The 15778-nt window shown below is 70.5% G+C and carries 12 protein-coding genes and 1 pseudogene; 7 read left to right on the top strand and 6 right to left on the bottom strand.

Going from position 1 to position 15778, the window contains the following annotated elements; all coding sequences use genetic code 11:
• Positions 1-3 precede the first annotated feature (3 nt).
• Positions 4-999, bottom strand: coding sequence for a LacI family DNA-binding transcriptional regulator (locus tag QE416_RS03355; protein WP_307313472.1), 996 nt, complete (start codon positions 997-999; stop codon positions 4-6).
• Positions 1000-1136: 137 nt separating this feature from the next.
• Here QE416_RS03355 and QE416_RS03350 point away from each other — a divergent pair, with 137 nt between their 5' ends.
• From QE416_RS03350 to QE416_RS03325, 6 genes and pseudogenes are all read left to right on the top strand, one after another.
• Positions 1137-1517: an L-rhamnose mutarotase gene (locus QE416_RS03350; protein ID WP_210076100.1), complete on the top strand. Its 381-nt coding sequence runs from the start codon at positions 1137-1139 to the stop codon at positions 1515-1517.
• A complete protein-coding gene (rhaI, locus tag QE416_RS03345; RefSeq protein WP_210076102.1) occupies positions 1514-2680 on the top strand; it encodes an L-rhamnose isomerase in 1167 nt (388 codons plus the stop codon). The genes QE416_RS03350 and rhaI overlap by 4 nt, the downstream gene beginning before the upstream one ends.
• 2 nt (positions 2681-2682) lie before the next feature.
• Entirely contained in the window at positions 2683-3999 is a 1317-nt protein-coding gene (locus QE416_RS03340; RefSeq protein ID WP_267788357.1) for an MFS transporter, read from the top strand.
• 30 nt (positions 4000-4029) lie between these two features.
• The gene (locus QE416_RS03335; RefSeq protein WP_307313469.1) at positions 4030-6078 is read left to right on the top strand and encodes a bifunctional aldolase/short-chain dehydrogenase; all 2049 of its coding nucleotides are present in this window, start codon (positions 4030-4032) and stop codon (positions 6076-6078) included.
• The gene (locus tag QE416_RS03330; protein WP_307313468.1) at positions 6075-7508 is read left to right on the top strand and encodes a rhamnulokinase family protein; all 1434 of its coding nucleotides are present in this window, start codon (positions 6075-6077) and stop codon (positions 7506-7508) included. Before QE416_RS03335 ends, QE416_RS03330 begins: the two co-directional genes overlap by 4 nt.
• Positions 7509-7574: 66 nt before the next feature.
• A pseudogene (locus tag QE416_RS03325) lies at positions 7575-8832 on the top strand (alpha-hydroxy-acid oxidizing protein).
• A 643-nt stretch (positions 8833-9475) separates the two neighbouring features.
• Here the strand turns inward: QE416_RS03325 and QE416_RS03320 are convergent.
• The 5 genes from QE416_RS03320 to QE416_RS03300 form a co-directional block, all read right to left on the bottom strand.
• The gene (locus QE416_RS03320) at positions 9476-10471 is read right to left on the bottom strand and encodes a S24/S26 family peptidase (RefSeq protein WP_267788353.1); all 996 of its coding nucleotides are present in this window, start codon (positions 10469-10471) and stop codon (positions 9476-9478) included.
• Between the two features lie 4 nt (positions 10472-10475).
• Positions 10476-11066, bottom strand: coding sequence for a hypothetical protein (locus QE416_RS03315; RefSeq protein WP_267788352.1), 591 nt, complete (start codon positions 11064-11066; stop codon positions 10476-10478).
• 131 nt (positions 11067-11197) lie between these two features.
• The gene (locus tag QE416_RS03310; RefSeq protein WP_307313464.1) at positions 11198-12799 is read right to left on the bottom strand and encodes a DHA2 family efflux MFS transporter permease subunit; all 1602 of its coding nucleotides are present in this window, start codon (positions 12797-12799) and stop codon (positions 11198-11200) included.
• Between the two features lie 154 nt (positions 12800-12953).
• Positions 12954-14327, bottom strand: coding sequence for an MFS transporter (locus QE416_RS03305; RefSeq protein WP_307313463.1), 1374 nt, complete (start codon positions 14325-14327; stop codon positions 12954-12956).
• On the bottom strand, positions 14324-14785 hold the full coding sequence (locus QE416_RS03300; RefSeq protein ID WP_210076118.1) for a MarR family winged helix-turn-helix transcriptional regulator: 462 nt from the start codon (positions 14783-14785) through the stop codon (positions 14324-14326). Before QE416_RS03300 ends, QE416_RS03305 begins: the two co-directional genes overlap by 4 nt.
• 88 nt (positions 14786-14873) lie before the next feature.
• Here QE416_RS03300 and QE416_RS03295 point away from each other — a divergent pair, with 88 nt between their 5' ends.
• Entirely contained in the window at positions 14874-15722 is an 849-nt protein-coding gene (locus tag QE416_RS03295; protein WP_307313460.1) for an alpha/beta fold hydrolase, read from the top strand.
• Positions 15723-15778 lie beyond the last annotated feature (56 nt).

Genomic DNA, 15778 nt, shown 5'->3' with positions numbered 1-15778 from the left:
GCGTCAGGAGCCCGTCGAGGCGCGGGCGATGAGCTCGGGGCGGTAGCGCACGGTCCGTGGCGCGGCGGTCGGGTCGCCGATGCTCTCGAGGAGCAGATCGACCGCCGTCGCCCCGATCGCGTGAGCGGGCTGCCGGATGGAGGACAGCGGGACGACCGTCGCCTGGGCGAAGTCGATGTCGTCGTAGCCGATGAGGGCGAGGTCGTCCGGCACGCGGACCGACCCGAGGATCGTGGCGCCCTGCAGCACTCCGACGGCGAGCAGGTCGTTGGCGCAGAAGGCGGCATCCGGTCGGTCCTCCGCCGGGCGGGCGGCGATCCGCTCGCCCACCGCACGACCGGCCAGGACCGTCAGTGCCGGCGTCGCCAGCACCTCGAGGGTGGCGCCCGGTACCTCGTCGAGCGCGCGGCGCGCGCCGGCGAGGCGGTCGGCGACCTGGCGGACGGAGGCCGGCCCGCCCACGAAGGCGATGCGGCGTCGACCGCGTGACAACAGGTGGTGTACGGCGAGATAGCCGCCCTCGACGTCGTCGACGGAGACGGCGGCGATGCGCGCGTCGGGCAGCTCGCCGTCGACGAGGACGAGGGGGATGCCGGCGGCGGCCAGGGTGGGTGAGGCGAGATCGCTGGGTGTGAGCAGTACGCCGCGTACGCGCTGCTCGCGGAAGAGATCGAGGTAGGCGCTCTCGCGGGCACCGTCATGGCCGCCGTTGCCGAGCAGTACCGTCATGCCGTGCTCCGCGGCGCGGTCTTCGGCGCCGCGGGCGACTTCGGCGAAGAAGGGGTTCGCGCTGTCGAGGACGATCAGGCCGATCGAGCGGCTGTTTCCGGCCCGAAGCTGGCGGGCAGCGTCGTTGCGCACGAATCCGAGGTCGTCGATGGCCTCGTGGACGCGCTCGACGGTCGCGGCGGACACCTTCTCGGGGCGGTTGAGCACGTTCGAGACCGTGCCCACCGAGACGCCGGCGGCGGCGGCGACGTCTTTGATGCTCGGCGTCATCGTTTCTTCCCGGTTGTTGACGAACGTGTGGCGTCCAGGTTACTCTCTGAAACGATTCACCGATTGGAACGATTCAACATCGAATCGTCGGGCACCGTCAGCCCCCTCCGATCCGTGGACGACCACGAAGGAGTGACATGACAGCCCGCGTTGCTTTCACGCTGCGCGTCCGAGCCGAGCTCGCCGACGCGTACGTCTCCCGGCACAGCCCGGTGAGCGCCGAGATGCTCGCCGAGATCGCCGCGGCCGGACGCCGCAACTACTCGCTGTTCCTCGACCGCGCCACCGGCACCCTGTTCGGCTACTACGAGACTGACGACGCCGCCGCCGCGCAGCAGTACCTCGCCGCCTCCCCGATCGCCGCGGCCTGGGAAGCCGAGATGGCCCCCTTCTTCGCCGACCTCGACGGCCGCCCCGACCAGGCGGCCACCCCCCTCGTCGAGGTCTTCCACCTCGCCGATCAGCTCGCGGACGCCGGATCCTCGGCATCCGCCCCGAACGAAAGCATCCCGTCATGACGACGCTGTCACCCGACGTCCTCGCGACCCTCGAGAAGCAGGCGATCGAGCTGCCCTCGTGGGCCTTCGGCAACTCCGGCACGCGCTTTCGCGTGTTCCCGACCGCCGGCACCCCGCGCGACCCCTTCGAGAAGATCGCCGACGCCGCCGAGGTCAACCGCCTCACCGGCCTCGCCCCCTCGGTCGCCCTCCACATCCCGTGGGATCTCGTCGACGACTTCGACGCCCTGCGTCGGCACGCCGAGGACCTCGGGGTGCGCCTCGGCACGATCAACTCGAACACGTTCCAAGACGAGGACTACAAGTTCGGCGCCCTCACCCACCACGACGAGCGGATCCGCCGCAAGGCCATCGAGCACCACCTCGCCTGCATCGACGTGATGGATGCCACGGGCTCGCGCGACCTGAAGATCTGGCTCGCCGAAGGGTCGAACTACCCGGGTCAGAACGACATGCGCGACCGCCAGGACCGCCTGAACGACTCCCTGCGGCAGATCTACGCCCGCCTCGGCGACGACCAGCGTCTCGTGCTGGAGTACAAGTTCTTCGAGCCGTCGTTCTACCACACCGATGTTCCCGACTGGGGGACCTCCTACGTGCAGGTGGCGTCGCTCGGCGACAAGGCGATGGTGTGCCTGGACACGGGACACCACGCACCCGGAACGAACATCGAGTTCATCGTGATGCAGCTGCTGCGGCTCGGGAAGCTCGGCTCGTTCGACTTCAACTCCCGCTTCTACGCCGACGACGACCTCATCGTCGGTGCGGCCGATCCGTTCCAGCTGTTCCGCATCCTCGTCGAGGTCGTGCGCGGTGGCGGCCTGAACAACCCCGAGGTCGCGTTCATGCTCGACCAGTGCCACAACATCGAGGACAAGATCCCCGGGCAGATCCGCTCGGTGCTCAACGTGCAGGAGATGACGGCCCGCGCCCTGCTGCTGGATCGTGACGCACTCTCATCCGCGCAGCAGGCGAACGACGTGCTCGGCGCCAACGCCGTGATGATGGACGCCTTCGCGACCGACGTGCGCCCGGCCCTGGCCGAATGGCGCACCGCGCGGGGCCTTCCCGCCGACCCGATGGCGGCGTACGCCGCCTCCGATTACCAGACCCGCATCGCCGCCGACCGTGTCGGCGGCACCCAGGCCGGATGGGGAGCCTGATCATGACCACGACCACCACCAAGCGGCCGCTCTCGGCCTGGAAAGCCACGATCGCCGTGGCGATGTCGAACTACATCGAGGCGGGCGCGATCATCGCCCTCGCCACGAGCCTCACGCTCTGGCAGGAGTCTTTCGGCTTCAGCGACGGCGTCGTCGGCGTCATCGCGGCCCTTTCGGCCAACGCCTTCGGCTCGGCGATCGGAGCCGCCATCGGCGGCCCCCTCTGCGACCGTCTCGGCCGCAAGTTCATCTACACCTACGACCTCATCGTGTTCATGGTCGGTGCCCTTCTCGTCGCCTTCTCGGGCAACGTCGGCGTGCTGCTGGCCGGAGTCATCCTCATGGGTATCGCCGTGGGCGCCGGGGTGCCGGCATCCTGGACCTACATCGCCGAGGAGGCGCCCAGCGAGCACCGCGCGGCCCATGTCGGAACCGCCCAGCTGGCGTGGTCGATCGGACCGGCCATCGGCTTCCTCCTCGCCGTCGTGGTGGCCCCCCTCGGCCTGTGGGGCTCGCGCCTGATCTTCCTGCACCTGTTCGTCATCGCCGCCGTCACCTGGTGGGTGCGGCGGGGCTTGCCCGAGTCGCGCCGGTGGAAGCAACAGCGGGAGGCGGCGACCAACGCCGGCGAGCGCATCTCGTTCTTCAGCGGTCTGGCGGGGCTCCTGCGCGAGCGGAAGAACTGGACGGCGCTGCTGTTCCTCCTCGGCGTCTACGGCCTGTGGAACACCGTCGCCGGGCAGGCGGGCATCTTCCAGCCCCGGGTCTACGACGCCTCGGGCCTGCACGACCCGGTGCAGCAGAACCTCCTGCAGGTGCTGGTGTGGACCCTCACCGCGGCCGCGACGTACTTCGGGTTCATGCGCTACGGCGATCGCGTGAGCCGGCGCTGGCTGTACTTCGGCGGAGCCGCTCTCGGCGTCGTCGCGTGGGCCGTGCTGATCTACGCCCCGCCCGGACTGGGCTCGCTGCTGTTCTTCGCGGTGGCGTGGGGTGTGTCGGCCGGACTCGGCGCGCAGGCCTTCTACGGCCTGTGGACGGCCGAACTGTTCGCGACCCGCTACCGGGCGAGCGCGCAGGGCGTGCTGTTCATGCTCGCTCGCGTGATGGTCGGACTGCTGAGCCTGGTGTTCCCGATCCTGCTGGCCCAGACCGGGCTGGCCGTGCTCGGGCTCATCATCCTCGCGCTGCTCGTGGCGGCGCTCGTCATCGGCACCGTGTGGGCGCCGAAGACCGAGGGCAAGTCGCTCGATGAGATCGAGCACGAGCGGTACGGCACCGGCGTGCCGCTGTCGACGCCCGTCCCGCCGAATCTCTGATCCGCTCCCGTCCGATCGAAGGGCTTCCCCATGACCAGTTCCCCCTCCGCCGACACCGCCGCCGCCCTCGTCGCGCGCAGCAACCGCCTCGGCTCCGACCCCAAGGTCACCAACTACGCCGGCGGCAACACCTCCGCCAAGGGCACCGACACCGACCCCGTCACCGGTCAGCCGGTGGAGCTGCTGTGGGTGAAGGGCTCCGGGGGTGACCTCGGCACCCTCACCGAGAAAGGGCTCGCCGTGCTGCGCCTCGACCGCGTTCGCGCGCTCGTCGACGTCTATCCCGGCATCGAGCGCGAAGACGAGATGGTCGCGGCCTTCGACTACTGCCTGCACGGCAAGGGGGGAGCAGCGCCCTCGATCGACACTGCCATGCACGCACTGGTCGATGCCGCGCACGTCGACCACCTGCACCCCGACGCGGGCATCGCGATCGCGACGGCCGCCGACGGCGAGGCTCTGACGCAGAAGATCTTCGGCGACGCGGTCGTGTGGGTGCCGTGGCGTCGCCCCGGGTTCCAGCTGGGCCTGGACATCGCCGCGATCAAGGAGAAGAACCCGCGGGCGATCGGCACGATCCTCGGCGGCCACGGCATCACCGCGTGGGGAGACACCTCGGAAGAGGCTGAGCGGAACAGCCTGTGGATCATCGACACGGCGCAGGCGTACATCGACGAGCACGGCGCCGCCGAGCCCTTCGGCGGCGTGCGCGAAGGATTCTCCGCCCTGCCCGCGTCGGAGCGCCGCGCGAAGGCGGCGGCCCTCGCCCCGACCATTCGCGGCCTCGCCTCGACCGACAAGCCGATGGTCGGCCACTTCACCGATGCCGACGTGGTGCTCGACTTCTTGGCATCCGAGAAGGCTCCGGCCCTGGCCGAGCTCGGCACGAGCTGCCCCGATCACTTCTTGCGCACCAAGGTCAAGCCGCTCATCCTCGACCTGCCGGCCGACGCCGCGGTCGACGACGCGATCGCCCGGCTGAAGGAACTGCACGTCGCCTACCGCGCGGACTACCAGGCGTACTACGACGCGCACGCCGACGTCGACAGCCCCGCGATCCGCGGCGCCGACCCGCTCATCGTGCTCGTGCCGGGCGTCGGCATGTTCTCGTACGGCGCGAACAAGCAGACCGCCCGGGTGGCGGGGGAGTTCTACGTCAACGCGATCAACGTCATGCGCGGAGCCGAGGCCCTGTCGACGTATTCTCCGATCTCGGATGCCGAGAAGTTCCGCATCGAGTACTGGGCGCTCGAAGAGGCCAAGCTCCAGCGGATGCCGAAGCCGAAGACGCACCAGGGGCGCATCGCGTTCGTCACGGGCGCGGCATCCGGAATCGGAAAGGCCATCGCCACGCGCCTCGCCGCCGAGGGCGCGTGCGTCGTCGTCGCCGACCTCGACCTCGACAAGGCCCGGGCGGTCGCCGCCGAGCTCGGGTCGACCGACGTCGCGATCGGGGTCGCCGCGAACGTGGCGGATGCCGAGGGCGTGCAGGCCGCGATCGACGAGACCGTGCTCGCTTTCGGCGGCATCGACCTCGTCGTCAACAACGCCGGACTCTCGCTGTCCAAGCCCCTGCTCGAGACCACCGAGAAGGATTGGGACCTGCAGCACGACGTCATGGCGAAGGGCTCCTTCCTCGTCTCGAAGGCCGCCGCGAAGGCGCTCATCGAGCAGCGCGTGGGCGGGGACGTCATCTACATCTCGTCGAAGAACTCCGTCTTCGCCGGGCCCAACAACATCGCGTACTCGGCGACCAAGGCTGACCAGGCGCACCAGGTGCGACTGCTCGCGGTCGAGCTCGGCGAGCACGGTGTGCGCGTGAACGGCATCAACCCCGACGGGGTCGTGCGCGGCTCGGGCATCTTCGCCGCCGGCTGGGGCGCCAACCGCGCCGCGACCTACGGCGTCGAAGAGAAAGACCTCGGCCAGTTCTACGCCAACCGCACGATCCTCAAGCGCGAGGTCGTGCCCGAGAACGTCGCCGACGCGGTGTATGTGCTCACGGGCCCCGAGCTCTCGCGCACGACGGGCCTGCACATCCCCGTCGATTCGGGCGTCGCCGCGGCTTTCCTGCGATGAGCAGCGCCGAGCCGGTCGGGGCCGCGCCGATCGGAGCCGTCCGTGCGGTGGCGGCCGTGGACCTGGGCGCCACCAGCGGCCGTGTGATGATCGGTCGGGTCGGCGACGCGGTGCTCGAGCTCGAGCAGGTCGCCCGCTTCCCCAACGGGCCCGTCGAACGCGAGGACGGGTGGCACTGGGACATCGAGGCCCTGTGGCGCCACGTGCGCGCGGGTCTCGCCGAGGCGCTGCGCCGCGAGCCCTCGATCGAGAGCGTGGGCATCGACTCGTGGGCCGTCGACTACGGACTGCTGCGCGACGGCGAGCTCGTCGCCGAGCCGTTCCACTACCGTGACGACCGCACCGCGCGCGGAGTGGATGCCGTGCACGCGGCCGTTCCGTTCGAGCAGCTGTACCGCCGGAACGGGCTGCAGTTCCTGCCCTTCAACACGCTGTACCAGTACGCCGCCGATCCCCAGCTCGCTACGGCGGAGTCGAGCCTGCTCATTCCCGACCTGTTCGCGGAGCGTCTCACCGGCAAGCGGGTCGCCGAGCGCACGAACGCCTCGACGACCGGGTTGCTCGACGTGCACACGGGGGAGTGGGACGCCGCGCTCGCCGAGGCGCTCGGCACCCCCGCCTCCGTCCTGCCCCCGCTCGTGGACCCCGGAGAGACGATCGGGAACGCGCCCGAGGATCTCGGGGGCCTGCCGGTCGTGGCCGTCGGCTCGCACGACACCGCCTCGGCCGTGGTGGCGGTACCGATGTCGTCGCCGCACGCGGCCTACATCTCGTGCGGCACGTGGGGCCTGGTGGGTCTGGAGCTCGAGGCGCCGATCGTGACGGATGCCGCGCGTGCGGCGAACTTCACCAACGAGGGCGGTGTCGACGGGCGCATCCGCTTCCTGCGCAACGTCACGGGCCTGTGGTTGCTCAGCGAGACCGTGCGGGCGTGGTCCGAGGCCGACGGCGCACCCGTCGACCTCGGACAACTGCTCGCGGCCGCGGCGTCGGTCGCGGCACCCGCGCGCCTGTTCGATGCCGACGACCCCTCGCTCGCCGCCCCCGGCGACATGCCCGCGCGGATCGCGGCCCTGCTCGGCGGTACCGCCCCGGGGCGCTCGGGCCGCCCGATGTTCGCACGAATCATCGTTGAGAGCATCGCCGAGGCGTTCGCGACGACCCTGCGCACGGCCGAGAGGCTCGCCGAGCGCGAGATCGACGTCGTGCACCTCGTGGGCGGCGGGGCGCTCAACGCCCTGCTGTGCCAGGCGACGGCCGACCGTTCGGGCCTTCCCGTGCTCGCGGGGCCCGTCGAAGCGACCGCGCTCGGCAATGTTCTGGTGCAGGCCCGCGCGCGGGGGTGCTTCGGCGCCGACGCCTCTCTCGAAGACCTGCGAGCCCGCGTATCGGCGGCCTACCCTCCGAAGCGCTTCTCCCCACGATCCTGAAACCCCTTCCCGACCCGCCCGAGCGGGCATACGATGTGGTCAGACCACACGAAAGAGAGATCCCCCATGGTTCAGCGTCAGCTGCCGAAGGTCGGCGAGCTCCTCGAGCTCATGCAGTTCAAGAAGCCCGAGCTCGACGCGCGAAAGCGCCGTCTCGACGCGGCGCTGACGATCGCGGACCTGCGCGCGATCGCCCAGCGTCGCACCCCCAAGGCCGCTTTCGACTACACCGACGGTGCGGCCGAGGGTGAGCTGTCGCTCGACCGCGCGCGCCGCGCCTTCGAGGACGTGGAGTTCCACCCCGACATCCTCCGCCCCGCGGCCGACGTCGACACCTCGTGCGAGATCCTCGGCGGGCCCTCCGCGCTCCCGTTCGGTATCGCGCCCACCGGCTTCACGCGTCTGATGCAGACCGAGGGCGAGACGGCGGGAGCCTCCGCGGCGGCCGCCGCCGGCATCCCGTTCACGCTCTCGACCCTGGGGACGACCTCGATCGAGGACGTCAAGGCGGCCAACCCCGTCGGCCGCAACTGGTTCCAGCTCTACGTCATGAAAGACCGCAGCATCTCGTACGGCCTCGTCGAGCGAGCCCGCCGCGGCGGGCTTCGACACCCTGCAGTTCACCGTCGACACCCCCATCGCCGGCGCCCGTCTGCGCGACAAGCGCAACGGCTTCTCGATCCCGCCGCAGCTGACCGTCGGCACCATCGTCAACGCGATCCCGCGGCCCTGGTGGTGGATCGACTTCCTCACCACGCCCAAGCTCGAGTTCGCATCGCTCAGCACGACCGGGGGCACTGTCGGCGAGCTGCTGAACGCGGCGATGGACCCCACGATCAGCTACGACGACCTCGACGTCATCCGCGGGATGTGGCCCGGGAAGCTCGTGGTCAAGGGCGTGCAGAACGTCCAGGATGCCGCGCGCCTGGTCGACCTCGGCGTCGACGGCATCGTGCTGTCGAACCACGGCGGGCGCCAGCTCGACCGCGCCCCCATCCCCTTCCACCTGTTGCCGAAGGTCGTGCGCGAGGTGGGCAAGGACGCGACGATCATGGTCGACACCGGCATCATGAACGGGGCCGACATCGTGGCATCCGTCGCTCTGGGGGCGAAGTTCACCCTCATCGGCCGGGCCTACCTCTATGGCCTCATGGCGGGCGGGCGCCAGGGCGTCGACCGCACGATCGCGATCCTGCGCAGCGAGATCGAGCGCACGATGACCCTGCTCGGGGTCTCGTCCCTCGCCGAGCTCGAGCCGCGTCACGTCACCCAGCTGACGCGGCTGGTGCCGGTGGCCGACCAGGCGGTCGACGCGCGGGTGTGACGCCGGCTGCGCGACCTCGATGATTCGCGCATCCTCCGGCGGTTCGGCATGGATGCGGCTGAGGTTGGGCGGATCGCTGAGGGTGCGGTGGCGTCGCGGCCGGGGTCGAGCCGCGCGAGTCTCCGCGGTTCGCTGAGGGCGCGCCGGCGTCACGGCCGGGGTCGAGCCGCGCGAGTCTCCGCAATTCGCACATCTTCTGGTCGTTCGGGGTGAGTTCGACTGAGGTTGGGTGGATCGCTGAGGGTGTGCCGGTGTCGCGGCCGGGGTCGAGCCGCGCGAGTCTCCGCGATTCGCGCATCCTCTGGTCGTTCGGGGTGAGTTCGACTGAGGTTGGGCGGATCGCTGAGGGTGCGGCGGTGTCGCGGCCGGGGTCGAGCCGCGCGAGTCTCCGCGATTCGCTGAGGGTGCGCTGGCGTCGCGGCCGGGGTCGAGCCGCGCGAGTCTCCGCGATTCGCGCATCCTCTGGTCGTTCGGGGCGAGTCCGGCTGAGGTTGGGCGGATCGCTGAGGGTGCGCCGGTGTCGCGGCCGGGGTCGAGCCGCGCGAGTCTCCGCGATTCGCACATCTTCTGGTCGTTCCGGGCGAGTTCGACTGAGGATGTGCGGATCACGGAGGCCGTGCGCGCCGCGTGCGGGCGGGGGTGATCACCGACAGAACGGCCGGCCGAACCCGAGCAGCACGCCTCCCACGGGCACGCTCTCACCCGACTCGGCCGACCACTGCTCGCCCACGTTCGTGCGCACGGTGACCCGGTCGGTGCGAAACAGCGAGTACGAACCGTCGTCCGGCACGCGGGCGGCCCGGAACCGCGGGGGGATGTCGGCGATCACGACGCGTCCGTTGACCAGCAGGTCGAAGCTGCGGGGCTCCCACCCGTCGTATGCCCAGGTCACCACCGCTCCGCCGTCGTTGTAGCAGCCGAGCGTTTCCGGACCGGTGACGCGACCCGCGGTGACGGTTCCGGATGCCGCGGACTCGTCGCTGAACGACGCGGAGGCCGGGGTGCTCACGGTCACCCCCGCTGTCGCGACGGCGACCGCGAAACCGAAGCCGCGTCGGAACAGGCGAGACCTGGCGGGTGGCGCGCGCAGAGCTCGACGGGTCGGAGGGGTGTCCTCGGGCGGCGGGGACGGGTCCTCAGGATCGTCGTCGACTCCGCGGCGCAACGCGACCGCGAGGCAGAGGGCGAATGCCGCCACGACGCCCGCGAGCGGGAGGACCTCGCCGGTGCGCAGCCACACGATCGGCATGCCGATCCCGGGCACCCGCAGCACCCCGACGCCGAGGACGGCATCGGGGTGCAGCGGGGTCGAATCGGCGTCGGGGTTGGCGTCGCCCTTCGTGACGAGATCGCCGTCGGGGCCGAGCTCGGCGATGCGGTGCAGGCGCAACCGGTCAGCCCAGTCGGGGTCTGTCGCCAGCACGACACGACCGGGAAGGAGGGCCTCCCGCGGAACGGGTCGTGACACGACGATGTCGCCCACCTCGATCGCCGGCGTCATCGACGCCGTCATCACGGTGGTCGGCAGCCACCCCAGGGCGACGGGTGCCGCCGCCCAGAACGCCAGCGCCAGTACCAGCGCCACGACCGCTCGCGCCGCCGCCACCCCCGCGATGGAAATGATGCGACCAGAGCGCACGGACTCAGCTGTTCTGGGCTTCCCAGACGAACGAGGCCGAGGCGGTTCCGCCCTGCACGGCATTGGGTGCGTCGTCGGCGAGCTTCCACGTGATGCGGAAGGTGCGCGTCTCGCTCCCGCCCCCGGTCGGGCTCCACGCGGTGACTCCCGAGCCGTACGAGGAGAACGTTCCGGTGAAGCCGGAGAGGCGGCCATCGAACACCGTGCGCTGCGAGGCGAAACCGTCGCAGGTGCCGGAGCCTCCGCCGGTGCCCTGCTCCACGCGCAAGATCAGGTGATCGGCCAGGCCTGCGGTTCCCGAGACGTCCGCGGCGTAGAGGCGAACCTGCGAGGCGAGGGTGCCGGTCGAGGTGACCGCGATGCAGTTCGTCCCCCCATCTCCCGGCTTGGCGTTGCCGGCGGTGAACAGTGCGCGGCCCGCGTCGTCGTCGTCGAGCTGGACGGTCCCCGCCCGCCAGCTGTTCTGCCCGTTGGAGGTGGTGTCGGAGAAGGCGGCGTACGAACTCGTCGACACCAGCAGGCCCGCCGCGACGAATGCCGCGGGAAGGGCGATCGCGGTGGCGATGCGAGAGGAACGGCGTGTGAATTTCGGCATGATGAATCTCCCCACAAGATCAGTAAGCGAATTAGACACCGGCACGATAAAGGAGCCGCCGCGTGGTGAACCCGCGAGCCCACGGGCTTGACAGGCCCCACGGGGATATGGCATCCATTCTTCTGGATGGACTACTCGGTTCGCACGTCGCCGTCGTCGCGCCGCCGCGCACCCGCGCCGAGCGTGACGGTCGAGGCGAGCCCCAGGGTCAGGAAGGCGGCCGCGGTGAAGGCCGCCGCTCGGGTTCCGTCGCTGAACGCCGCGCGGGCGTTGATCGCGAGATCCTGCGTCTCCGGTGAGGCGCCCAGGCCCGCGATCGCGGCGCCGGCGCTGTCGACCACCTCCGAAACCACCTGGTCGCGCGGGGCCGCGGGGATCCCTCGCTCGTCGAGGGTGGATGCCAGCACCCCCGCCGTGGTCGAGAAGAGCACCGTGCCGAGGATCGCGACACCGAGCGCTGCCCCCAGCTGGCGCGAGGTCGACTGCGTACCCGAGGCCTGTCCGCTCGCCGAGGGAGGGACGTCGGCCAGGACGACGCCGGTGAGCTGCGCCGTGGCCAGGCCCACACCGAGTCCGTAGACGAAGAGGAAGGGCACGAGCGGCCCCCAGCCGGCATCCGGTCCGATGGTGAAGGCAACGCCCGCGACGCCCACGATCTCGGCGAGAAGCCCCCCGCGCACCACCCAGACGGGCGCGACCCTGCCACTGAGAGCACCCGCGAACCCGCTCGCCACGAACGAGCCGACGGCCAAGGACAGCAGCAGCAGGCCGGTCTGCAGCGCATCGAAGCCGACGACGAACTGCAGCCAGAGGGGCAGCGCCAGGATGATGCCGAACTCTCCCAGAGACACGACGGCCGCGGCGATGTTGCCGTTGCGGAAGGACGTGATCCGGAACAGGCCGAAGGCCAGCAGGGTCGAGAGTCCCCGACGCTGGCGCCGCAGGCCCCACGCGATGAAGGCAACCAGAGAGATCAGGGCCACCGCGAAGGCGATCGGGATGGGGGAGAGCGAGAGCGGCCAGGTCCAGCCGCCCACCGAGGGCGTCTGATCGAGCGTCCACCACCCGTACGTGCGGCCCTCGATGAGTCCGAAGACGAGCGGGGCCATCGTGAGCACCGAGAGCAGCGCGCCGACGCCGTCGATGCGCTGGGCCTTCTCGCTCCGGGACTCCGCGACGGTCAGGGCGACGCCGATCACGATGACGACGCCGAGGGGGATGTTGATGCCGAAGGCCCACCGCCAGGAGAACGACGTGGTCAGCCACCCGCCGAGGAGGGGACCCACCGCGGCCATGCCGCCGATGGTCGAGCCCCACACCGCGAAGGCGATGCCGCGCTCGCGCCCGCGGAAGGTGGCGTTGATGATCGACAGGGTCGTGGGCAGGATCATCGCGCCGCCCACGCCCTGGATCAGTCGCGAGAGGATCAGCAGGCCGCCGGTGGGCGCGAGGGATGCGGCGATCGATGCCCCCGCGAAGATCACGACGCCGAGCTGCATCAGCCGTCGTCGCCCGAAGCGGTCGGCGAGGCTGCCGAACACGAGCAGGAACGAGGCGAAGACGAGGGTGTAGGCCTCTTGGACCCATTGCACCTCGGTCGAGGAGATCTTCAGCTCGTCGACGATCGAGGGCACGGCGACGTTGACGATCGTCGAGTCGACGATGATCAGCGACACGGCGATGCTGATGAAGACGAGCCCCGCCCAGCGGCGCCCTGCCTGTGTGTGGTTCATGTAGCTAGCTTATCTAGCTATATCGAGGGGCGGGAGGGCTTTCGCGAGCGGCGACGATCGCCCCCGCGGCGGGGCGGCGGGGCGGCGGGGCGGCGGGGCGGCGGGGCGGCGGGGCGGCGGGGCGGCGGGGCGGCGGCGCGCTGGGGCGAGGGCGTCAGCCGCCGTGGCGTGGGCGCGGCGTCGCACGCGGCGAACGTTCGCCCGGCGGAAGCGGAATCGGCGTCGTGCCGGCGACCTCGTCGCTGAAGTCCTCGGGCTCGGCCGCGACGGTCGCGATGGGCCGAGTCTCGTCGAGCGTGAGGCGGAAGCGCTTGGTCTCGTGTCGGTGCAGACGGCCCGACATCGCGGTCCAGGTCGCGCCGATGGCGCACGCGACGACCGCCACGATCGCCGCCAGCGCGATGGCCACGCGAGGACCGAACTGCGCCGCGACCGCGCCGACGATCGGGGCGCCCACGGGGGTGCCCCCGAGGAGGATCGCCATGTACAGCGCCAGCACGCGACCACGCAGGAGGGGGTCGGTCGTGGTCTGCACGTAGCCGTTCGCGGTGGTCAGGGTCGTCACGACGCAGAAGCCGGTCAGCACGAGCGTGGCCGCGTAGGCGCCGTAGCTGGGCGCGAAGACCGAGAGGGCGGATGCCACGGCGAAGCCGCCGGAGCCGACGATCACCACCCGCATCCGGGCGCGCTCGCGTCTCGCGGCGAGGAGGGCTCCGGCGAGGGAGCCGATCGCGACGAAGGAGCTCAGGAGGCCGAAGCCGTCGGCGCCGCGATCGAACTCGAGGGCCATCGTCGAGGCGAAGATCGGGAAGTTCATGCCGAAGGCGCCGAGGAGGAACACCATCACGAAGATGACCACGAGGTCGGGTCGCCGTGCGACGTAGCGGAAGCCGTCGGCCAGGCGAGCGGGGCCGCCGCGGCGGTGACGGGCGACGAGCTCGTGCGGGCGCATGAGCAAGAGAGCGCCGAGCATCGCCAAGAAGGTGAACGCATTGACGAGGAAGACCCAGCCGGTGCCGACGAGCACGATCATGATGCCGGCGGCGGCGGGACCGATGAGGCGGGCCATGTTGAACGACGCCGCATTGAGGGCGACGGCGTTCGAGGCGTTCTCCTGTGAGACCAGGTCGGAGACGAAGGCCTGCCGCGCCGGGTTGTCGAAGGCCGTGACGACACCCAGGGCCAGTGCGAAGCAGAACATCAACGGCAGGGTCATCGCCCCGCTCAGCAGCAGGATACCGAGTGACACCGCCAGCAGCAGAAGAGCGCTCTGCGTGCACATGATGAGCTTGCGGCGGTCGAACCGGTCGGCGACCCACCCGGTGATGCTCACCAGGAGCAGCGGGGGAGCGAACTGCAGGGCCATGGTGATGCCCATGGCGGCGGCGTCATTGTTCGTGAGCTGTGTCAGCACGACCCAGTTCTGGGCCGTGGACTGCATCCATGCGCCGACGTTCGAGACGAGGGCTCCGATGAACCAGACGCGGTAGTTGAAGATCGACAGCGACCGGAACATCGATGTGCTCATCTGTCGGCCACCTTCCTCATGATCGTCGTGGCGCGGGCCAGCGCCTGTCTTTCTTCGGGGGAGAGCTCGGCGAGAGCCTCTTCGACGAAGGCGTCTCGTCGCCGGACCGTCTCATCGACGATGCGGCGGCCGAGATCGGTGAGGTCGATGCTCACGCGGCGTCGGTCGACCTCATCGGGAATGCGGGTCAGGTATCCCGCGTCCTCCAGCAGCGACACCGTGCGGTTCATCGACGGGGCGGTGACGCGCTCGCGGTCGGCCAGCTGGCCGAGCGTGTGCGCCCCGTGCACCGTCAACGCGGCGAGGACGGCGAACTGCCCGTCGCTCATGGTGTCGACGGCCCGCTGCGCCCGAAGGCGCCGGGCGAGCCGGAACGTGGCCATGCGCAGCTCGGACGCCGCTGCGCTGTGGTCAGAACTCAAGTCGGGAAGGGGGGATTCGTCGACGCGATCATTCATGTTCCTAGACGTCAGATTATCTCATTAGCCTTGCTAAAGGAACGGGCGGACCCCGTTCTCCCCGCGTCCGCCGCCCTAGACTCCCCCCATGCCCGAGTTCGTCGACGCCTATGGCATCTCGATCGTCTACGACGTCTACGAAGCGGCCGAGCCCCGGGCGGTGGTGCAGCTGCTGCACGGTGTGGGGGAGCACGCGGGGCGCTACGGCGCACTTATCGAGGCGCTCGTCGACGCGGGCTACACGGTCTATGCCGACGATCACCGCGGTCACGGGCGCACGGGGCTGCGGCAGTGGAGCGGTGACCGGCGCAAGCTCGGACGGCTCGGGCCCGGCGGACTCGGAGCCGCCCGCGACGCGGTGTGGACCCTCACGCAGCGCATCCGCGCGGAGCACCCCGACCTGCCTCTCGTGCTGCTCGGACACTCGTGGGGTTCGTTCCTCGCGCAGATGCTGCTGGATCGGCATCCCGAGGCCTTCGACGCCGTGGTGATGACCGGCTCGGCCCTGCGGGTCCCCGGTTCGCTCAACGCGGGGGATCTGAATGCCCCGTGGAAGCACCTGCGGGGCTCGGGCATGCAGTGGCTGTCGAGCGATGAGCAGGTGGGTCGAGACTTCGTCGCCGACCCGCTCACGACCTCCACGCCGCTCGCGCGCCTGTTCGGTCCCCTCGAGACGGCGAAGCTCCTCGGGCGGCCGCGACGCGACCTCGAGCGCGACGTGCCCCTGCTGCTCATGGTCGGTCGCGACGACACCGTCGGCGGGCCGCGCAGCGTGCACAGACTGGCGGACGCCTACACGCGTCGCTCCGGACTGACGGATGTCACGACCCTCGTGTACCCGGGTGCCCGTCACGAGATCTTCGCCGAGCGGTGCCAGGCCGAGGTGCAGGCGGATCTGCTGGCATGGCTCGACGAGCGGATGCCGCAGCGCCGCTGACCCGAGCGGCGTGTGCCGCTTCTCGATGCGCGGGCGTGAGGTCCGCGTGCAACCGC

It is taken from the genome of Microbacterium sp. SORGH_AS_0421, assembly GCF_030818635.1.
Classification (GTDB): Bacteria; Actinomycetota; Actinomycetes; order Actinomycetales; family Microbacteriaceae; genus Microbacterium.
This window is presented reverse-complemented; position numbering and strand designations above follow the sequence as displayed.